This window comes from Paracoccus sp. NFXS7 (genome assembly GCF_040148865.1).
Taxonomy (GTDB): domain Bacteria; phylum Pseudomonadota; class Alphaproteobacteria; order Rhodobacterales; family Rhodobacteraceae; genus Paracoccus; species Paracoccus marcusii.
The window spans coordinates 148,453-166,423 of sequence record NZ_JAKEKV010000002.1; the positions used below are offsets into that span (position 1 = coordinate 148,453).

Annotated in this window: 14 protein-coding genes and 1 tRNA gene; 9 read left to right on the top strand and 6 right to left on the bottom strand. The window is 67.6% G+C overall.

Annotated elements, in window-relative coordinates; all coding sequences use genetic code 11:
* Positions 1 to 63 precede the first annotated feature (63 nt).
* The 7 genes from LZ686_RS05425 (at position 64) to LZ686_RS05455 (ending at position 5,992) form a co-directional block, all read left to right on the top strand.
* Positions 64 to 139, top strand: a tRNA-Lys gene (locus LZ686_RS05425).
* A 126-nt stretch (positions 140 to 265) separates the two neighbouring features.
* Positions 266 to 1,492 (top strand): glutathionylspermidine synthase family protein, encoded by a 1,227-nt coding sequence (locus LZ686_RS05430; protein ID WP_349375588.1) that lies wholly within the window; start codon positions 266 to 268, stop codon positions 1,490 to 1,492.
* Between the two features lie 19 nt (positions 1,493 to 1,511).
* Complete coding sequence (locus tag LZ686_RS05435) at positions 1,512 to 2,096, top strand: DUF1190 domain-containing protein (protein ID WP_252928086.1); 585 nt, start codon at positions 1,512 to 1,514, stop codon at positions 2,094 to 2,096.
* A gap of 185 nt (positions 2,097 to 2,281) precedes the next feature.
* On the top strand, positions 2,282 to 3,187 hold the full coding sequence (gene osmF, locus LZ686_RS05440) for a glycine betaine ABC transporter substrate-binding protein OsmF (RefSeq protein ID WP_349547198.1): 906 nt from the start codon (positions 2,282 to 2,284) through the stop codon (positions 3,185 to 3,187).
* Entirely contained in the window at positions 3,187 to 4,326 is a 1,140-nt protein-coding gene (locus LZ686_RS05445) for an ABC transporter permease (protein WP_349547199.1), read from the top strand. The genes osmF and LZ686_RS05445 overlap by 1 nt, the downstream gene beginning before the upstream one ends.
* Complete coding sequence (locus LZ686_RS05450; RefSeq protein WP_127897667.1) at positions 4,323 to 5,258, top strand: ABC transporter ATP-binding protein; 936 nt, start codon at positions 4,323 to 4,325, stop codon at positions 5,256 to 5,258. The genes LZ686_RS05445 and LZ686_RS05450 overlap by 4 nt, the downstream gene beginning before the upstream one ends.
* On the top strand, positions 5,255 to 5,992 hold the full coding sequence (locus tag LZ686_RS05455; protein WP_273744163.1) for an ABC transporter permease: 738 nt from the start codon (positions 5,255 to 5,257) through the stop codon (positions 5,990 to 5,992). Before LZ686_RS05450 ends, LZ686_RS05455 begins: the two co-directional genes overlap by 4 nt.
* Here the strand turns inward: LZ686_RS05455 and LZ686_RS05460 are convergent.
* Positions 5,989 to 6,663: a GntR family transcriptional regulator gene (locus LZ686_RS05460; protein ID WP_139597903.1), complete on the bottom strand. Its 675-nt coding sequence runs from the start codon at positions 6,661 to 6,663 to the stop codon at positions 5,989 to 5,991. The two genes, LZ686_RS05455 and LZ686_RS05460, sit on opposite strands and share 4 nt — an antisense overlap.
* A gap of 130 nt (positions 6,664 to 6,793) precedes the next feature.
* Here LZ686_RS05460 and LZ686_RS05465 point away from each other — a divergent pair, with 130 nt between their 5' ends.
* Entirely contained in the window at positions 6,794 to 7,492 is a 699-nt protein-coding gene (locus LZ686_RS05465) for an aspartate/glutamate racemase family protein (protein WP_349547200.1), read from the top strand.
* A 33-nt stretch (positions 7,493 to 7,525) separates the two neighbouring features.
* On the top strand, positions 7,526 to 8,881 hold the full coding sequence (locus tag LZ686_RS05470) for an NCS1 family transporter (protein WP_045981559.1): 1,356 nt from the start codon (positions 7,526 to 7,528) through the stop codon (positions 8,879 to 8,881).
* A 37-nt stretch (positions 8,882 to 8,918) separates the two neighbouring features.
* On the opposite strand, the gene LZ686_RS05475 is transcribed toward LZ686_RS05470, so the two are convergent.
* From LZ686_RS05475 to glgC, 5 genes are read right to left on the bottom strand one after another with little or no spacing between them, the layout of a single operon-like run.
* Positions 8,919 to 11,354 (bottom strand): glycogen/starch/alpha-glucan phosphorylase, encoded by a 2,436-nt coding sequence (locus LZ686_RS05475; RefSeq protein ID WP_148911157.1) that lies wholly within the window; start codon positions 11,352 to 11,354, stop codon positions 8,919 to 8,921.
* Positions 11,332 to 13,206, bottom strand: coding sequence for an amylosucrase (locus LZ686_RS05480; protein WP_349547201.1), 1,875 nt, complete (start codon positions 13,204 to 13,206; stop codon positions 11,332 to 11,334). The genes LZ686_RS05475 and LZ686_RS05480 overlap by 23 nt, the downstream gene beginning before the upstream one ends.
* A complete protein-coding gene (glgX, locus tag LZ686_RS05485) occupies positions 13,203 to 15,287 on the bottom strand; it encodes a glycogen debranching protein GlgX (RefSeq protein ID WP_349547202.1) in 2,085 nt (694 codons plus the stop codon). The genes LZ686_RS05480 and glgX overlap by 4 nt, the downstream gene beginning before the upstream one ends.
* Complete coding sequence (gene glgA / locus LZ686_RS05490; protein ID WP_502921987.1) at positions 15,284 to 16,708, bottom strand: glycogen synthase GlgA; 1,425 nt, start codon at positions 16,706 to 16,708, stop codon at positions 15,284 to 15,286. The genes glgX and glgA overlap by 4 nt, the downstream gene beginning before the upstream one ends.
* Complete coding sequence (gene glgC, locus LZ686_RS05495; RefSeq protein WP_148911153.1) at positions 16,708 to 17,967, bottom strand: glucose-1-phosphate adenylyltransferase; 1,260 nt, start codon at positions 17,965 to 17,967, stop codon at positions 16,708 to 16,710. The genes glgA and glgC overlap by 1 nt, the downstream gene beginning before the upstream one ends.
* Positions 17,968 to 17,971 lie beyond the last annotated feature (4 nt).

Sequence of the window (17,971 nt, forward strand, 5' to 3'; positions counted from 1 at the left end):
CCAGATGGGTTGATTTTTCTGCTTGACGCCACCGGCCACCCCCCCTAGGAACCGCCTCGTGATGGGCCCATAGCTCAGTTGGTAGAGCAACTGACTTTTAATCAGTGGGTCACAGGTTCGAATCCTGTTGGGCTCACCACTGTATCCTCCGATCTGCAGATCACCGGCCGCCCGCGGCGATCGCCGTGGCGGATGCAGGGGATTTCACCCGCGCGCGACATCCGGGGCACTGGTCCTCGCGGCGCGCAGCGACTACATCTTGGGCATGCGCAAGATCACCCTTCCCGAACGCCCCGACCTGGCCGCCAAGGCCGCCGATGTCGGCTTCACCTTCGCCCATATGCATGGCGAGCCCTATTGGGACGAAACCACCGCCTATCAGTTCACGCTGGCCCAGATCGAAGACGACCTGGAAGGCCCCGCGACCGAACTGCACGCGATGGTGCGTCAGGCGGTCGACCGCATCGTGGCCGACCCCGCGCTGATGACGCGTCTGGGCATCCCGCAGGCGCATCACGCGCTGATCGCCGACAGCTGGGCGCGGTCCGAGCCCGCGATCTATGGGCGGATGGATCTGGTCTATGACGGCACCGGTCCGGCCAAGCTGCTGGAATACAACGCCGACACGCCGACCTCGCTGTATGAATCGGCGGCATTCCAGTGGCAGTGGCTGGAGGATCAGTTGGCGGCGGGACACCTGCCCACGGGGGCCGACCAGTTCAACGGCATCCACGAGGCGCTGGTCGAGCGGTTCCGCGAGTTGTTCGCGCCGAACACCGACATCCACTTCACCGCCGTCGCGAACAACGCCGAGGATTACGCCACGGTCGAATCGATGGCCTGGGCCGCGCGCGAGGCCGGGATGGGTGCGCACTACACCGACCTGGACAAGCTGGCCGTCAGCAAGAAGGGCCAGTTCCTGGACGCCGAGGATCGGGTGATCGGCACGCTGTTCAAGCTGTATCCGTGGGAGGACCTGCTGGCCGACGACTATGCCCGCCATATCGCGGGGTCGGGCTGCATGTTCCTTGAGCCTGCGTGGAAGGCCGTCGTGTCGAACAAGGGCCTGCTGCCCGTCCTGTGGGAGATGTTCGAGGGTCACCCGAACCTGCTGCCCGCCTTCTTCGCCGACGACGTGGCCCCCGCCCTGGTCGAGGACGGCCAGCCCGACCCGTCCGTGGCCCAGGCCTTCGGGCGCGTGGCCGACCAGTTCCGCGCCGCCCATGTGGTCAAGCCGATCTTCTCGCGCGAAGGCGCGGGCGTCGTCATCGTCGAGAACGGCGCGGTCACCGAGGCGTCGGACAACCACGATTACGACGGGCATGCGCGGATCGTGCAGGCCTATCACCCCCTGCCCGAATTCGAGGGTTTCCGCCCGGTCATCGGTGCCTGGATCGTGGGCGATGCCTGCGCCGGCATCGGCATCCGAGAGGATCGCGCCCGCATCACCCAGGACCTGTCGCGCTTCAAGCCGCATTTCATCGCGGGCTGACCCGCCAAGGAGGATTTCCATGAGGACACGTTCACGGACCGTCGCCCTGACCATTCTGGGGGCGGCCGCCTTCACCGTCGCGGGCTGCCGGGACGAACAGGTCGAGGCGCAGGCCTTTCCGGACCTTGCCAGCTGCCAGGCGGCGGCGGTGAACGGCGGCCTGGTGACTGCCGATCAGTGCAGCCAGGCCTTTGCCGAGGCCGAGGCCCTGCATGTCGAGGCCGCGCCCCGCTATGACAGCCTGGCCGTCTGCGAGGAGCAGCACGGTGCCGGCAATTGCGGGTCCGAGGATCAGCAGGTGTCGCAGGGCGGGTCGGGCAGCATCTTCATGCCGCTGCTGGCGGGCTATCTGATCGGCAGCATGCTGGGTCGCGCGGGCGGCGGGATGGCGGCCTCGCAGCCGATGTACCGCAATGCGCAGGGCGGCTTCACCAACGCCGCCGGCACCACCAATTTCGGCAGCAATGCCGGGCGTGCGTCGATGTCGTCGCAGAACTTCACGCGGCCCGCGCCGACCGCGGGACAGGCGCCGATGACGCGGGCCACGGCCGCGTCGCGCGGCGGGTTCGGCGGGTCCAGCGCGGGGCGCAGCATCGGCGGCTGAGGCCGGGCCGGCGCGTCCGTGACCGACGGACGACCGGCATCCGGTGCGGCACGGGTCAGCCCCGGTCGGTCGGATCGCCATGGGCGGGACGACAGGATCCTACCCATCCATGCCGGAACCAAATCGCCGCGCGGGCATTTGCATTGTCGAGCCCAACAATGCCGTCCGCGCGACAGGAGATCCGCATGAAAGCCCTTACCCCCCTTGCCGCGCTGCTGATCGGCCTCGGCGGCGCCGCCGGTGCCCAGGACATCACCGTGTCCTCCAAGATCGATACCGAGGGTGGCCTTCTGGGCAACATGATCCTGCTGGCGCTGCAGGATGCGGGCCTGCCGGTGCAGGATCGCCTGCAGCTGGGCGGCACCCCGATCATGCGCGACGCGATCACCTCGGGGCAGATCGACATCTATCCGGAATACACCGCCAACGGCGCGTTCTTCTTCAACGAGGCCGACAGCGATGTCTGGAAGGATGTCGAAGCCGGCTACAAGCGCGTGGCCGAGCTGGATCTGGAACAGAACGATATCGTCTGGCTGCAACCCTCGCCCGCGAACAACACCTGGGCCATCGCGCTGCGCCAGGACGTCGCGACCGAAAACGACCTACAGACCATGACCCAGATGGGCGAATGGATCGCGGGGGGCGGCGACGTCAAGCTGGCGGCATCGACCGAATTCGTGACTTCGGCCGCGGCGCTTCCGGCGTTCCAGGAAACCTATGGCTTCACCATGAGCCCCGACCAGCTGGTGCAGCTGTCGGGCGGTGACACGGCCGCGACCATCGCGGCGGCGGCGCAGCAGACCTCGAGCGTGAACGCGGCGATGGTCTATGGCACCGATGGCGGCATTGCGCCCGCCGGTTTGGTCGTGATGGAGGACGACAAGGGCGTGCAGCCCGTCTATCAGCCCGCTCCTATTATCCGCGCCGAGGTTCTTGAGGCGCATCCGGAGATCCCCGACATCCTGGCGCCGATCTTCTCGTCGTTGGACCTTGAGACCCTGCAGGAGCTGAACGGCCGCATCCAGATCGGCGGTGAACCCGCCGCCACCGTCGCGCGCGACCACCTGACCCAAGCGGGCTTTCTGGACTGATGCGCGCGCGGCTGGACCGGCCCGGCCTGCTGTTTGCGGTGATCGGTCTGGCCGGGCTGGCCCTGCCGCTGGTGCAGTTCAAGCCGAACCGCATCGTGCTGGGCGAGGGGTTGTCCCTGACCGCCGCCCTGCCCCAGGGACTGATCCTGACCGTGGCCTTGGCCGCGGTGCTGGTTGCGGGCTGCCTGCGCTGGCCGCCCGCGCTGCGCCTTGGGGCTGGTGCGGCGGCGTTGCTGGCGGTGCTGCTGGCCTTGGGCGCGGCGGCGACGCATCTGACCCCGCCCGACAACACCTTGGCCCGCGTCGCGCCATCGGTCGGGTTCTGGCTGATGGCACTGGCGTTCGCCCTGATGCTGGCCGATGCGCTGGCGCGGATGAACCCGGCGCTGTGGCTGCGCTGGCTGATCCTGGTAGGGGCGGTCGTCGCCATCGGCGCGATCCTGGGATCGGGCGCGCTGGACGGGGTGTCCGTCATGCGCGAATACGCCGCGCGTCAGGACATCTTCCTGCGCGAGGCGCGGGCGCATCTGACGCTGGCCTTTGGGTCACTGGCGCTGGCGCTGCTGATCGGGCTGCCGCTTGGGGTGGCGCTCTATCAGGCGCGGCAGCTGAGGGGGCCGGTTCTGTCAGTGCTGAATATCCTGCAGACGATCCCGTCGCTGGCGCTGTTCGGGGTGATGATCCCCGTCTTTGGATGGATCGCGGCCAATGTGCCCGGCGCCGCGCAGGCGGGGGTGGCGGGCATCGGCCTGTTCCCGGCGCTGGTCGCGCTGTTTCTCTATTCGCTGCTGCCGGTCGTGTCGAACACGCTGACCGGGCTGACCGGCGTGAACCCTGCCACGCGCGAGGCCGCGATCGGCCTGGGCCTGACGCGGACGCAGCTGCTGGCGCAGGTGCTGATCCCGCTGGCGCTGCCGGTGCTGCTGGCGGCGGTGCGGATCGTGCTGGTCCAGAATATCGGGCTGGCGGTCATTGCGGGGCTGATCGGCGGCGGCGGCTTCGGTACCTTCGTCTTTCAGGGCCTGAACCAGACCGCGATGGATCTGGTCCTGCTGGGCGCCCTGCCCACCATCGCGCTGGCGCTGACCGCCGGCATCGCTCTTGATCTGCTGGTGCGTTCCAGCCGGAGGTCCGCATGATCGACATCCAGAACCTGACCCGCATCTATGACGGCCGCGCCGCGGTCGACGATGTCAGCCTGACGGTCGAACCGGGCCAGATCGCGGCGCTCGTCGGCACATCGGGGTCGGGCAAGACGACGCTGTTGCGCATGATCAATCGCCTTGTCGAACCCAGCAGCGGTCGCGTGCTGATCGACGGGCAGGACACGCGCGAGGTCGCGCCCCATCTGCTGCGCCGCCGCATCGGCTATGCGATCCAGGGCCACGGGCTATTCCCGCATCGCACCGTGGGCCAGAACATCGCCACCGTCCCGCGCCTGCTGGGCTGGGACCAGGCCGCGATACGCGACCGGGTGGACGAACTGCTGACGCTGTTCCAGATGGCGCCCGACCAGTTCCGCGACCGCATGCCCCATGAGCTGTCCGGCGGCCAGCAGCAGCGCGTGGGCGTGGCCCGTGCGCTGGCGGCGAAGCCCGACCTGCTGCTGATGGACGAGCCCTTTGGCGCGTTGGACCCGGTGATCCGCGCCAAGGCGCAGGCCGACCTGCGCGACATCCAGCGCCGGCTTGGCACCACGCTGATCCTGGTCACCCATGACATGGAGGAGGCGGTGACCCTGGGCGACCGCATCGCCGTCATGGACAAGGGCCGCCTGGTCCAATACGCCCCCCCGTCCGAGATTCTGACCGCCCCCGCCACGCCCTTCGTGCGCGATCTGATCGGGCTGGATCAGCGACCCTTCCACCTGCTGTCGCTGACCCCGGCCCATGCCCTGGCGCGCGAGGGCCAGGCCGACGGCCCCGCCCTGCCGCGCGAGGCGACCCTGCGCGACGCGCTGGCCGAATGCCTGTGGAGCGGGCGCGACGCCCTGCCGGTCGAGGGCGGCGGCGTCATCACCCTGGCTGCCCTGCGCGCCCAGGCCGCCCCGCAGGCGCGGGCGGCGGAATGATCGGACGCATCCTGCTGGCCATGGCCGCGGTTCTGCTGCTGGCCTTCCTGATCGCGCCGGGCTGGTTCGCGCCGGTCTTTCAACCCTTCACCCGCAACAATGCGCCCGCGATCTATACCCAGACCCCGCTCTGGTCGCTGACCCTGTCGCATCTGGCGCTGGTCGGGCTGGCGGTCATCGCCTCGACCGTGGTGGCGCTGGTGCTGGCGGTGCTGGTGACGCGGCCCGCGGGGCGCGAGTTCCTGCCACTGGCGCGCACGATCACCAGCGTAGGCCAGACCTTTCCGCCCGTGGCGGTGCTGGCACTGGCCGTGCCGATCATGGGGTTCGGCGCCGGGCCAACCCTGGTGGCGCTGTTCCTCTATGGCCTGCTGCCGGTGTTCGAGAACACCCTGGCAGGCCTGACCACCCAGCCCGCCAATGTGGCCGAGGCCGCGCGCGGCATGGGCCTGACCCATCGCCAGCGGCTGTGGCAGGTCGACCTGCCGTTGGCCCTGCCGGTGATCCTGGGGGGGATGCGGCTGACGGCGGTGATCTCGCTTGGCACGGCCACGATCGGCTCGACCGTCGCGGCCCGCACCCTGGGCGAGGTGATCATCGCGGGGCTGCTGTCGTCGAACACGGCCTTCGTCCTGCAGGGCGGGCTGGTCGTCGGCATCATCGCGGTGCTGATCCACGAAGGCTTTCAGGCGCTGGAACGGATCGCCGCCCGCCGCACCGGCCTGGACCGCTAGCGCCCCCGCAGCGCCGCCGACAGCGCGCCCGTCACAGGCAACGCGTCGTCGAACCGGATCCCCGCCTCGATATGGCGCAGGTGCGTGTCCAGCAGGGACAGGGCCCGCCCCTCGTCCCGCGCGGCAATGGCCGCGACGATGTTCGCATGCTCATCCTCGGCGCACAGCGTGGCGTGGCCCTGGGCGTACAGGCCGATGATCAGCGACGACCGCATCGTCAGTTCGTCCAGATAGCGGGTCAGCACCGGGTTGCGCCCGATCCGCGCCAGCAGGATGTGAAACCCGCGCGACAGGCGGATGGCGGCGGGGCGGTTGTCCTGCCCGCGGGCCGCATCCTCGGCTGCCAGATGCGCCTGCAGGTCGGCCAGGTCCTGCGCGTCGGCCAGCCGGACGGCATTGCGGCAGATCGTCGTCTCGATCGCACGGCGCGCCTGGAAGACGTCGCGCGCATCCTGTGGGGTGGGCGTCGCGACATAGGCGCCGCGATTGGGCAGGTGATCCACGACCTGCCAGCCGGTCAGCATCGACAGCGCACGCCGCACATGGGCGCGGTTGCAGGCAAAGATATCCGACAGCGCCTGTTCGCCCAGCTTGGTCCCCGCGCGCAGCCGCTGATCGGCGATGGCGTCCAGGATGCTGTCCACGATCAGTGTTTCCAAGGGCTTGTCCATGGTCTCCAATTTGCACCTTCCTTGGGCCTTCGCAACATTGTTCCGCCTGGAAAGACGGCAGAAAAATATGATTATAGATTGTTAACAATTCGTGATAACAATAGGGCGACTCAGGAACACGGAGACGCCAATGAAGCTGGTCGTGATCAACCCCAACTCCACCGCATCGATGACCGACAAGATCCTGGCATCGGCCCGCGCGGTGGCCGCCCCCGGCACCGATGTCGAGGGCCGCACCGCCCATGGCGCCCCCGCCAGCATCGAGGGCCATTTCGACGAGGTGATGTCCGCCGCCCACCTGCTGCGCGAGGTGCAGCAGGCCCAGGCCGAGGGTGCCGACGCCATCGTGGTCGCCTGTTTCGACGATCCCGCCATCGGTGCCTGCCGCGAGGTCGCGACCGGCCCCGTGCTGGGCATCTGCGAGGCGGGCATCAAGGCCGCCAGCATGATCGCCACGTCGTTCTCCATCGTCACCACCCTGCCCCGCTCCGTCCCGGTGATCGAGGAATTGGTGCGCAAGTACGGCCTTGACCACCAGTGCCGTCGCGTCCGGTCGGCGGAAATTCCGGTGCTGGCCCTGGAAGAGCCCGGATCGAATGCACGGCAGCTGGTTCGTGCCGAAATCCTGCGCGCCATCGAGGAGGACCGCTGCGAAGCCGTCGTTCTGGGATGCGCCGGCATGTCCGACCTGACCGAATGGCTGAGCCACGAGACGGGGATTCCCGTCATCGACGGCGTGACCGTCGCCACCAAGTTCGCCGAGGCGCTGGTCGCCGCCGGGCTGCTGACCTCCAAGATCGGGGCCTATGCGCACCCGATCCAAAAATAAGAAATCCGCCATCTCCATACAGGGAGTATCCCCATGACCCATACCGGAACGATCGCCGATCACGCCCCACATGCCCTGGACGACAAGAGACCGGGCGAGGAGAGCCTTGCCCCGCAGACCACCCGCATCATGGACCCCTGGTCCTACCTGTTCGCCTGGCTGGGCGGCTGCGTCAGCATCGGCACCTTCACCGTCGGATCGGGGCTGGTGGGCACGCTGAACCTGATCCAGACCGTCGTGGCCATCGCCATCGGCTGCACGGTCATCGGCCTTGCGCTGATGATCAACGGGCGCGCGGGCCACAAGTACGGTATCCCCTTCATGGTGCAGGCCCGGTCGTCCTTCGGCTTTGCCGGGACGCGGCTGCCCGCGCTGGTGCGATCGGTCCCGGCGATCGTCTGGTACGGCTTTCAAAGCTGGATCGGCGCCGGCGCCCTGAACCTGGTCTCCGAGACGATGTTCGGCTACTCCAACATCTGGGTGTTCTTCATAGGCTTCCAGTTCCTGCAGATCGCCCTGTCTGTGCTGGGTTTCCACGGCATCAAGTGGCTGGAGAACATCGGCGCCGTGTTCATCATCGGCGCGCTGATCTACATGTTCTTCAGCGTGATCGGGCAGTATGGCGACCAGATCAGCACCAACCTGATCCAGGCCGAAGGCACCTGGGGCGCGCCGTTCTGGGGGGCCACGATGCTGTTCCTGGGCGTCTATTCCACGATGATGCTGAACGTGTCGGACTATTCGCGCGAATTGCAGCACCGCGTGGGATCAGTGCGGCAGGTGGTGATCTATGCCAACTCGATCCTGCCCGCGACGCTGTTCATGGGAATGATCGGCCTGATGGTGTCCTCGGCCACCGGAGAGGTCGACCCGATCAAGGTCTTCTCCAGCGCGGTGGACAACCCGATCCTGCTGGTGGTGACGCTGCTGTTCATCGCCTTCGCGCAGGTGACGACCAACATCCTGAACAACGTGGTGCCGCCCGCCTATGCGATGATGGACGTGTTCAAGCTGTCGTTCAAATCGGCCGCCGTCATCGTGGGCCTTCTGGCCTTCGCGACCTTCCCCTGGCTGCTGGTGCGCGACGAATCCGCGGCGGGGCTGGGCCTGTTCATCCAGACCTACAGCGCCTTCCTGGGGCCGATCTTCGCGATCCTGGTGGTCGACTATTACGTGATCCGCCGCCAGACCCTGAACCTTGACCACCATTACGATGCCGACGGCCCCTATCGCGGCTGGAACCCGGCGGCGGTCATCGCGACCGTGGTGGGCGTGATCGTCGCGCTGATCTTTTCGGGCATCAGCTGGTATGCCAGCCTGATCCCGGCGGGGGTCACATATTGGCTGCTGATGCAGTACCTGCCATCGGCACAGCGCTTCCGCGCCTGACAGGAAAAAAGGCCCCCGGTGACGGGGGCCTTTCGCATCATGCGGGCACGACCGGCACCGCGTGCCAGATGTCGCGCATGTATCCCCGGATCGTTCGGTCGGACGAGAAGAACCCAGACCGCGCGATGTTCAGGGCCGCCATCCGGTCCCAGGCCGCATGGTCGGCATAGGCCCGGTCCACCGCCCGCTGCGTCGCGAAATAGCTGTCGAAATCGGACGCCACCAGGAACGGGTCGTCGTTCCAAGTCCGGTCCAGCAGCGTGTAATAGCTGTCGGCCCGGCCGAACTGACCTTCGGCGATCAGCTGCAGGGCGATCTTCATGTCCTCGGACGCTTCGATCGCGGCGCGGGCATGGCCGGGGCGGGCCTTTTCCGCCGCGGCCTCCTCGGCGGTCAGGCCGAACAGGAAGAAGTTCTCGGGGCCCACATGCTCGCGGATCTCGACGTTGGCGCCGTCCAGCGTGCCGATGGTCAGCGCGCCGTTCATGGTGAACTTCATGTTGCCGGTGCCGGACGCCTCCTTGCCCGCTGTGCTGATCTGTTCGGACAGATCGGCGGCGGGGATCAGGTCCTCGGCCATCGAGACATTGTAGTTCGGCGGATAGGCGATCTGCAGGTATTTTGCCGTGACCGGGTCGTTGTTGATCTTGGCGGCCACGTCGTTGATCAGGTGGATCACCGACTTCGCCAGCCAGTATCCCGGCGCCGCCTTTCCGCCGAAGATCTTCACGCGGGGCGTCCAGTCGCCGTTCGGGCTGTCATGGATGCGCTTCCACAGGGCGATCGCCTCCAGCACGTTCAGCAGCTGGCGCTTGTATTCATGGATGCGCTTGATCTGGACGTCGAAGATCGCGTCCGGGTCGGCCTTGACGCCCAGCCCTGCCAGCAACCCGTCGGACAGGGCGACCTTGTTGGCGCGCTTGGCGCCCCGCAGATGCTCCAGGAAGGTCGCGTCGCCGGCATGGGTCTCAAGTCCCGCCAGCTGGTCCAGGTCCTTGGTCCAGCCGGTGCCGATGGTGTCGTCCAGAAGCCGCGTCAGCGCCGGGTTCGACATGCGCAGCCAACGGCGCGGCGTCACGCCGTTGGTCTGGTTCACGATCCGGTCGGGATGCAGCTTGTGCAGGTCGGCAAAGACCGTGTCCTTGACCAGATCGGTGTGCAGCGCGGACACGCCGTTCACGCGGCCCGCCATGATGAAGGCCAGCTCTCCCATGTGGACCTGGTCGCCATGCACGATGCCGATATGGGCGGGGCGGTTGGTGGTCTTGCGGTGATCCTCGTCGATCATCTGGATGATCTGCATGTGCCGAGGCAGCACGCGGCCCATCAGCCAGGTGGACCACCGCTCCAGCGCCTCGGGCAGCAGGGTGTGGTTGGTATAGTTCAGCGTCCGCCGCGCCAGGTCCTGCGCGCGGTCGAAGGCCAGGCCATGCACGTCCATCAGCAGGCGGATCAGCTCGGGCCCCGCGATGGCGGGGTGGGTGTCGTTCAGCTGGATCGCGACCTTGTCTGGCAGGATCTCAAGGTCGCCATGTTCGGCCAGGAACCGCGCCAGGATGTCCTGCAACGCGGCCGAGGTCAGGAAATATTCCTGCTTCAGGCGCAATTCCTTGCCCGATTCCGTGGTGTCGTCGGGATAAAGAACGCGCGACAGCGTGCGGGCCAGCGCCTCGGGTTCGGCCGCGGCCGTGTGATCGCCCGCGTTGAAGCGCTTGAGGTCCAGCAGCGTCGTCGGATGCGCCCCCCACAGCCGCAGCGTGTTGGCCCAGTCCCCGCCCCAGCCGATGACCGGCGTGTCATAGGCACGCGCCACGACGCTTTCGCCCGGATGCCAGACGGCATGGCCGTCGACCGTGTCGACATGACCCTTGAACCCGATCTCGTAGCTGTAGTTGATGCGCACGAATTCCCACGGATGCGGCTGGTTCAGCCAATCCTCGGGGGTCTCGACCTGCTGGCCGCCCTCGAATCGCTGGCGGAACAGGCCGTGCTCATAGCGGATGCCATAGCCGAAGGCCGGGCAGGACAGCGACGACAGCGATTCCATGAAACACGCCGCCAGACGCCCCAACCCGCCGTTGCCCAGGGCCGCGTCGGGCTCGTCGTCCAGGATCACCTGCTCGTCCAGACCCAGCAGGGTCAGCGCCTCGCCCATGGCGGGCTCCAGGTTCAGGTTGATGATCGCATCGCCCAGGATGCGGCCGATCAGGAACTCCATCGACAGGTAATAGACCCGCTTGGCGCCCTGATCGCGGGCGGCACGGATGGCGCCGACCCAGGGGCCGACCATCAGGTCGCGCACCGTATAGCTGACGGCAAGGCGCCAATCGAAAACGGTTGCGAATTCCGGGCCGCGGCCCTGGGTGTGGGTCAGGTGATGCAGGATCTGATCGCGCAGATCCTGTGCCGACAGGGATTGGGTCACATTCCGCCTCTTGCGCAGGGAAAAATCAGGACAACCAGACGCGGCCATAGGGTGGCAATGCCAGCATGTCGTCATGCAGCGTCACCGTCGCGTCCGACAGAATGTCGCGCATGTCCGTCACGCCTTGAAAGCGCAACCAGTCGCCGCTGACCTGTTGCCAGCTTTCCGTGAAGTTGAAAAGACACAGAATGCCGCCCTGGGGCGCGCGGCGTGCGAATGCCAGCAGCGCGGCGTTGCCGCAGTCCAGAATTTCGGTCGGATGCCCGCCATGCAGGCGGTCGCAGGACCGGCGCGCGGCGAGGATGGCGCGGGTGCCGTGCAGGACGCGGCCCTCGGGCGTGGCGGGGTCGGCGCTTGCGCGGGCGGCGCGGTCCCAGTCCATGGCGGGGCGGTTGATCCAGCGGCTGTCATGGGCATGCTCGGGCACGTCCAGATAGCCGTGATCGTTCACCATCGCCAGTTCGTCCCCCATGTAGATCAGGGGGATGCCGCCGAAGGACGCGATCAGCGCATGGCCCAGCAGGATGCGGTCCACGGCCCGGTCGACCGCCAGCGGATCACCCGCGGCCAGACCGGCCTCCAGCCCCGCCAGTGCGGCAAAGCTGCCGGCGATGCGCTTGTCGCCCGTCTCGGGGTTCTCCTGGAACAGCACGCCGCGGGCGAAGCTGCCCGGATAGCTGCCGTCATAGAAATCTGACAGGAAGGCGCGATGCGCCGCCCCCGACAGGCCCAGGGCCCCGGCATCCTCATCCGTGATCGCCCATCCGATGTCGTCGTGACAGCGGATGTACGTTGCATAGGTCGCGTTCGTCAGCACGCGCGGGAAATGCGTGCGCAGCACATGTGTCATCAGCCGCGTGTCGCGCGTGGCCAAGGCTGACCAGTACTGGACCATCAGGCTGTTGTGATAGCAGAGGTTCCCCTCGCGCCCGTCATGCTCGCCGCGCCCGAAATAGGTCAGCATCTCGGCCGGGCCGACGATGGCCTCCTCCAGGTGGATCACCGCGCTGGCCGCGATCCGGGTGCAGGCGCGCAAAGCGCGCAGGATCAGATGGACTTCAGGCTGGGACTGGCAGGTGGTGCCCATGCGCTTCCACATGAAGGCCACCGCGTCCAGGCGCAGCACATCGATGCCCTTGTTGGCCAGGTTCAGCATGATCCGCACGATCTCCAGGAACACCCGCGGATTGGCCCAGTTCAGGTCCCATTGATGGGCGTTGAACGTGGTCCAGACCCATTTGCCGAATTCCGGGTGATGGGTGAAGCTGCCTGGCGCGGTTTCGGGAAAGATCTCGATCAGCGACGCTTCATAGGCGCGGGGCAGCGTGTCGTCGTCGAACATCAGGTACATGTCCTGGTATTCCGGATCGCCCGCCGCCGCGCGCCGCGCCCATTCGTGTTCCTGCGCGGTGTGGTTCAGCACCAGATCGACACACAGCGACATGCCCCGTTCGCGGAGACTGCCCGCCAGCCGCGTCAGGTCGGCCATGCGCCCGAAGGCCGGGTTGATCTGGCGATAGTCCATCACCGAATAGCCGCCGTCGCTGTCGCCCGGCCGCGGCATCAGGCAGGGCATCAGGTGGACATAGCTGATGCCCAGATCGCGCAGGTAATCCAGCCGGCCATGCACCCCGGACAGCGTCCCCGCAAAGCGGTCGATGTAGAAGACATAGCCCGCCATGCCAGACCGCTGGAACCAGTCGGGCTCCAGGTCGCGCATCAGGTCCAGGCGCTTCAGGTCGGCGGGACGCGCGGCCCAGCCCTCGCGCAGCGCGGCCTCCAGCTCGGCGCAGAAGGCGTCGTAATCGGGGCGGTCGCCGTACAGGCGTTCCAGCATGGGCCACAGGTCGGGCGCGCTGCGCGCGAGGCGCATGTCGAAGATCGAGGGGGCTTGGGTCATGATACGCTCGGGGTGGTCAGCACGAAGGCCGCGACGCTGTCGGCGGCGATGGGTTCAAGGTCCTGGGCAGGCAGGTCCGGGTCGTCGTCCCGCGCGCTGTCCAGGCGGCGGCGCCAGCGGCCGTCGGGCGCGTCGGGCAGGCGGACCTGCGCCTCGGGGCCGTTGTTGAAGACCAGGAAGACCGCTCCCGGCAGGGCCGCATAGGCGGGCGTGCCGGATGCCATGCGCATCTCGGCCGCCAGCAGGCGGCGGTCGGGGTCGTTCCAGTCGTCGGGCGTCATCGGCGCGCCATCGGCCCGGCGCCAGAACAGGTCGGGCAGCCCGTCCTGTTCGCGCGGCTGGCTGTGCAGGAAACGCTTTTGCCGCAGGATCGGATGCGCGCGCCGGAACGCGATGACGCGGCGCACGAAGTAAAGGAAGGCCGGGTCCGCGCCGTCCCAGTCGACCCAGCCCGTCGGGTTGTCCTGGGCATAGGCGTTGTTGTTGCCGCCCTGGCTGTTTCCCAGCTCGTCGCCGGCCAGCAGCATGGGCGTGCCTTGGGACAGCATCAGCGTGGCGATCAGGTTGCGGCGGCGGCGGTCGCGCGCGGCGGTGATCGCGGGATCGTCGGTCGGGCCTTCGGCGCCCATGTTGTCGGACAGGTTGTGGTTGTGGCCGTCGCGGTTCTCCTCGCCGTTGGCCTCGTTGTGCTTGTCGTTGAAGCTGACCGTGTCCATCAGCGTGAAGCCGTCATGGGCGGCCACGAAATTCACCGAACTGGTCGCGGGACGGCCGTCATGGTCGAACCGCGCGGCCGATCCCGCGACCCGCTTGGCCAGCTTGCCGATCAGGCCCGGATCGCCCCGCCAGAACCCGCGGATCTGGTCGCGATAGCGGTCGTTCCATTCCGCGAAGGGCGCCGGATAGGCGCCCAGCTGGTATCCGCCCGGCCCGATGTCCCAAGGTTCCGCGATCAGCTTGACGCGGTTCAGGACCGGGTCCTGGCGGATGGCGCGGAACAGCGGCGCGTCGCGGTCGAACACGCCGCGCGTGCGCCCCAGCACGGATGCCAGGTCAAAGCGGAACCCGTCCACATGCATCACCTCGACCCAGTATCGCAGCGAATCCATGACCAGCCGCAGCGTGAAGGGGCTGTCCAGGTTCAGCACGTTGCCGGTGCCCGCATCGTTGACATAGAACCGCCGATCCTCGGCCAGACGGTAATAGGACGCGTTGTCCAGCCCGCGGAACGACAGGGTCGGGCCCAGTTCGTTCCCTTCGGCAGTGTGGTTGTAGACGACGTCCAGGATCACCTCGATCCCGGCCTTGTGGAACCGTGCGACCATCTGCTGGAATTCGGCGATGTCGCCCGTCTGCATGTACCGCGGTTCCGGCGCGAAGAACCCATAGGACATGTAGCCCCAGAAATTCGTCAGCTTCCTGTCGGTCAGAAAGCGGTCGTCGGCAAAGGCATGGACGGGCAGCAGCTCGATCGCGGTGACGCCAAGCCGCGTCAGGTGATCCAGGACGGGCTCGGACGCCATCGCCAGATAGCTGCCGCGATGCCCGATATCGGTGCGCCCCGCGGTCAGTCCTTTGACATGCGCCTCATAGATTACCGTCTCCGACAGGGGCCGGTGCAGGGCACGGTCGTCGCCCCAAGCGAAGCTGGGGTCCACGACCACCGACTTCGGCATGTGCTGCGCGCTGTCGCGGCGGTCGAAGGACAGGTCGGCATCGTGATGCCCGACCCGGTATCCCATCAACGCGTCATGCGCGGCGGGCCGTCCTGTCAGCCGCTTGGCATAGGGATCGATCAACAGCTTGCGCGCGTTGAAGCGATGCCCTTCGTGGGGGCGATAGGGGCCGTGCATCCGAAAGCCGTATTTCTGGCCGGGGCGCAGCCCCTCGACATGGCCGTGCCAGACATGGCCCTCGCGTTCGGGCAGATCGACCCGCGTCTCTCGGTTGCGTTCGTCGAACAGGCACAGCACGGCGCGTTCGGCATGCTGAGAGAACACCGCAAAGTTCACCCCCGCGCCGTCGAAGGTCGCACCCAGGGGCGTGGGGCGCCCTGCGGTCATCGCGATGGTCTGGGTCATGACGGATGGGTCAGCCTTGCATAGAGATCGGCATAGGCACGGGCCGACTGCCCCCACCCGACGGGATGGGCCATGGCGTTGGCCTGCATCCGGAACCAGGTGTCCCGGTCCGCGTAAAGGGTCGCCAGCCGCATCAGCGCCCCGCGCAGCGCCACCGCCGTGACGGGCGCGAACTGGATGCCCGTGGCCACGCCGCGCGCCAGCCCCGCGGGCGAGGCGTTGATGACCGTGTCGGCCAGCCCGCCGGTCAGCGCGACGACCGGGATGGTGCCATAGCGCAGTCCGTACATCTGCGTCAGCCCGCAGGGTTCGAACCGCGACGGCACCAGGATCGCGTCCCCCCCGGCGATCAGCCGATGAGAGAACGCCTCGTCATAGCCGATGCGCACGGCCACGTTGGGGTTCGCCGCCGCCTGCCGGAACGCCTGTTCCAGGCCCGGATCGCCCGACCCCAGGACCGCCAGCTGACCGCCCGCCGCCATCAGCGCGGGCAGCGTCTCCAGCACCAGGTCCAGTCCTTTCTGATGGGTCATCCGCGACACGATCACGCAAAGCGGCCCCTCCGCCTGCGGCAGGCCCAGCTCCGCCTGCAACGCGGCCTTGGCGGCGGCCTTGCCCGCCGGGTCGGCGAAAGGAACGATGGCCGGGTCGGTCGCCGGGTCCCAGGCCTGTTCGTCGATGCCGTTCAGGATGCCGGTCAGGGCGGCCTGCCGGTGGCGCATGACCCCGTCCAGGCCCATGCCGAATTCGGGCGTCATCAATTCGTCAGCATAGCTGGGCGACACGGTGGTCAGCGCGTCCGCGCCCATCAGCCCGGCCTTCAGCGCCGAGATGCCGCCCCAGAACTCGTATCCCTCGCTGTAGAACCGCGCGGGGTCCAGGCGCAGCGAATGCAGCCGCCCCGGATCGGTCGACCCGGTGAAGGCGATGTTGTGGATGGTCAGCACCGTCCGCACATCGACCCCGCCCATGCGCGGCAGGTATTCGGTCATGAAGCCCGCCTGCCAGTCGTGACCGTGCAGCACCTGGGGGCGCCATCCGGTCGCGCCATGGGCCGCGACATGCGCGCCCACCCAGGACAGCGCGGCAAAGCGTTCCGGGTTGTCCGGCCAGTCGCGCCCGTCGGGGCCCAGATAGGGGTTGCCGGGGCGGCCATACAGATGGGGTGCGTCGATCACCAGCAGGTCCAGCCCCGCGCCCCGCCCCTGCAGCAGGACCGCGGGCCCGCCGAACAGGTCGTCGAAGGCATGAACGGCCTCGGCTTCCTGCAGTGCGGCCATCACCGCGGGATAGCCGGGGACCAGGCTGCGCATGTGGACGCCCACGCCCGCCAGGGCGGCGGGCAGCGCGCCCGTGACGTCGGCAAGCCCCCCGGTCTTGACCAGAGGGGCGATCTCGGAGGCGACCGACAGCACCCGCATCACAGGGATGCCGCCCTTCGGTCCAGCATGTCCTGGGTGATCAGGGTCACGCCGCCCTCGCTGACGCGGAACCAGCGGGCATCGGCCTCGGGGTCCTCTCCGACGATCAGGCCCTCGGGGATGACCACGCGGCTGTCGATGACGACGTTGCGCAGCCGGGCATGGCGGTTCACCGTCACGTAGGGCAGCACCACCGCGTGATCCAGGACCGCATAGCTGTTCGTGTGCACCTCGGTGAACAGCAGCGAATTGCGCACCTCGGTCCCCGAGATGATGCATCCCCCGGACACCATCGATGACACGGCAAGGCCGCGGCGGTCCGTTTCGTCATGGATGAACTTGGCGGGCGGCACGCTTTCGGAATAGGTCCAGATCGGCCAGTCGCGGTCCCACAGGTTCAGGTCCGGGGTAAAGTCGGTCAGCGCGATGTTGGCCTGCCAGAAGGCGTCGACCGTGCCCACGTCCTTCCAATAGGCCGGCGCATGCGCCTCGCGCACGCAGGACGTGTCGAACCGATGCGCCATCGCCTTGCCGTTCTTGACGATGTCGGGGATCAGGTCGGTGCCGAAATCATGGCTGGAATTGGGGTCCTGCGCATCGCGCAGCAGCAGGTCGCGCAGGAAGGCCCAGTTGAAGACATAGATGCCCATCGACGCCAGCGCCTTGTCCGGCTCGCCCGGCATGGCGGGCGGATCGGCGGGCTTCTCCAGGAAGGACACGATCCGGCCCGTGGCGTCCACGTCCATCACGCCAAAGGCCGTGGCCTCCATCCGGGGCACGGTCAGGCAGCCCACGGTGACGTCCGCGCCGCTTTCGACATGCTCGCGCAGCATGATCTCGTAGTCCATCTTGTAGATGTGGTCGCCCGCAAGGATGACGATGTAGTCGACGTCGTAATCGTCCACGATGTCGATGTTCTGGGTGACCGCATCGGCCGTGCCGCGGTACCAATGGTCCTCGGACGTGCGCTGGCTGGCGGGCAGGATGTCCAGGAACTCGTTGCGTTCGGCCCGGAAGAAGTTCCAGCCGCGCTGGCAATGCCGGATCAGGCTGTGGGCCTTGTACTGCGTGGCGATGGCGATCTTGCGGATGCCGGAATTCATCGCGTTCGACAGGGCAAAGTCGATGATGCGGGTCTTGCCGCCGAAATAGACGGCGGGCTTGACGCGCCGGTCGGTCAGCTCCTTCAGGCGACTGCCCCGGCCCCCCGCCAGCACGAATGCCATCGCCCGGCGCGTCAGCCGTTGCGTTTCCACCATGGTC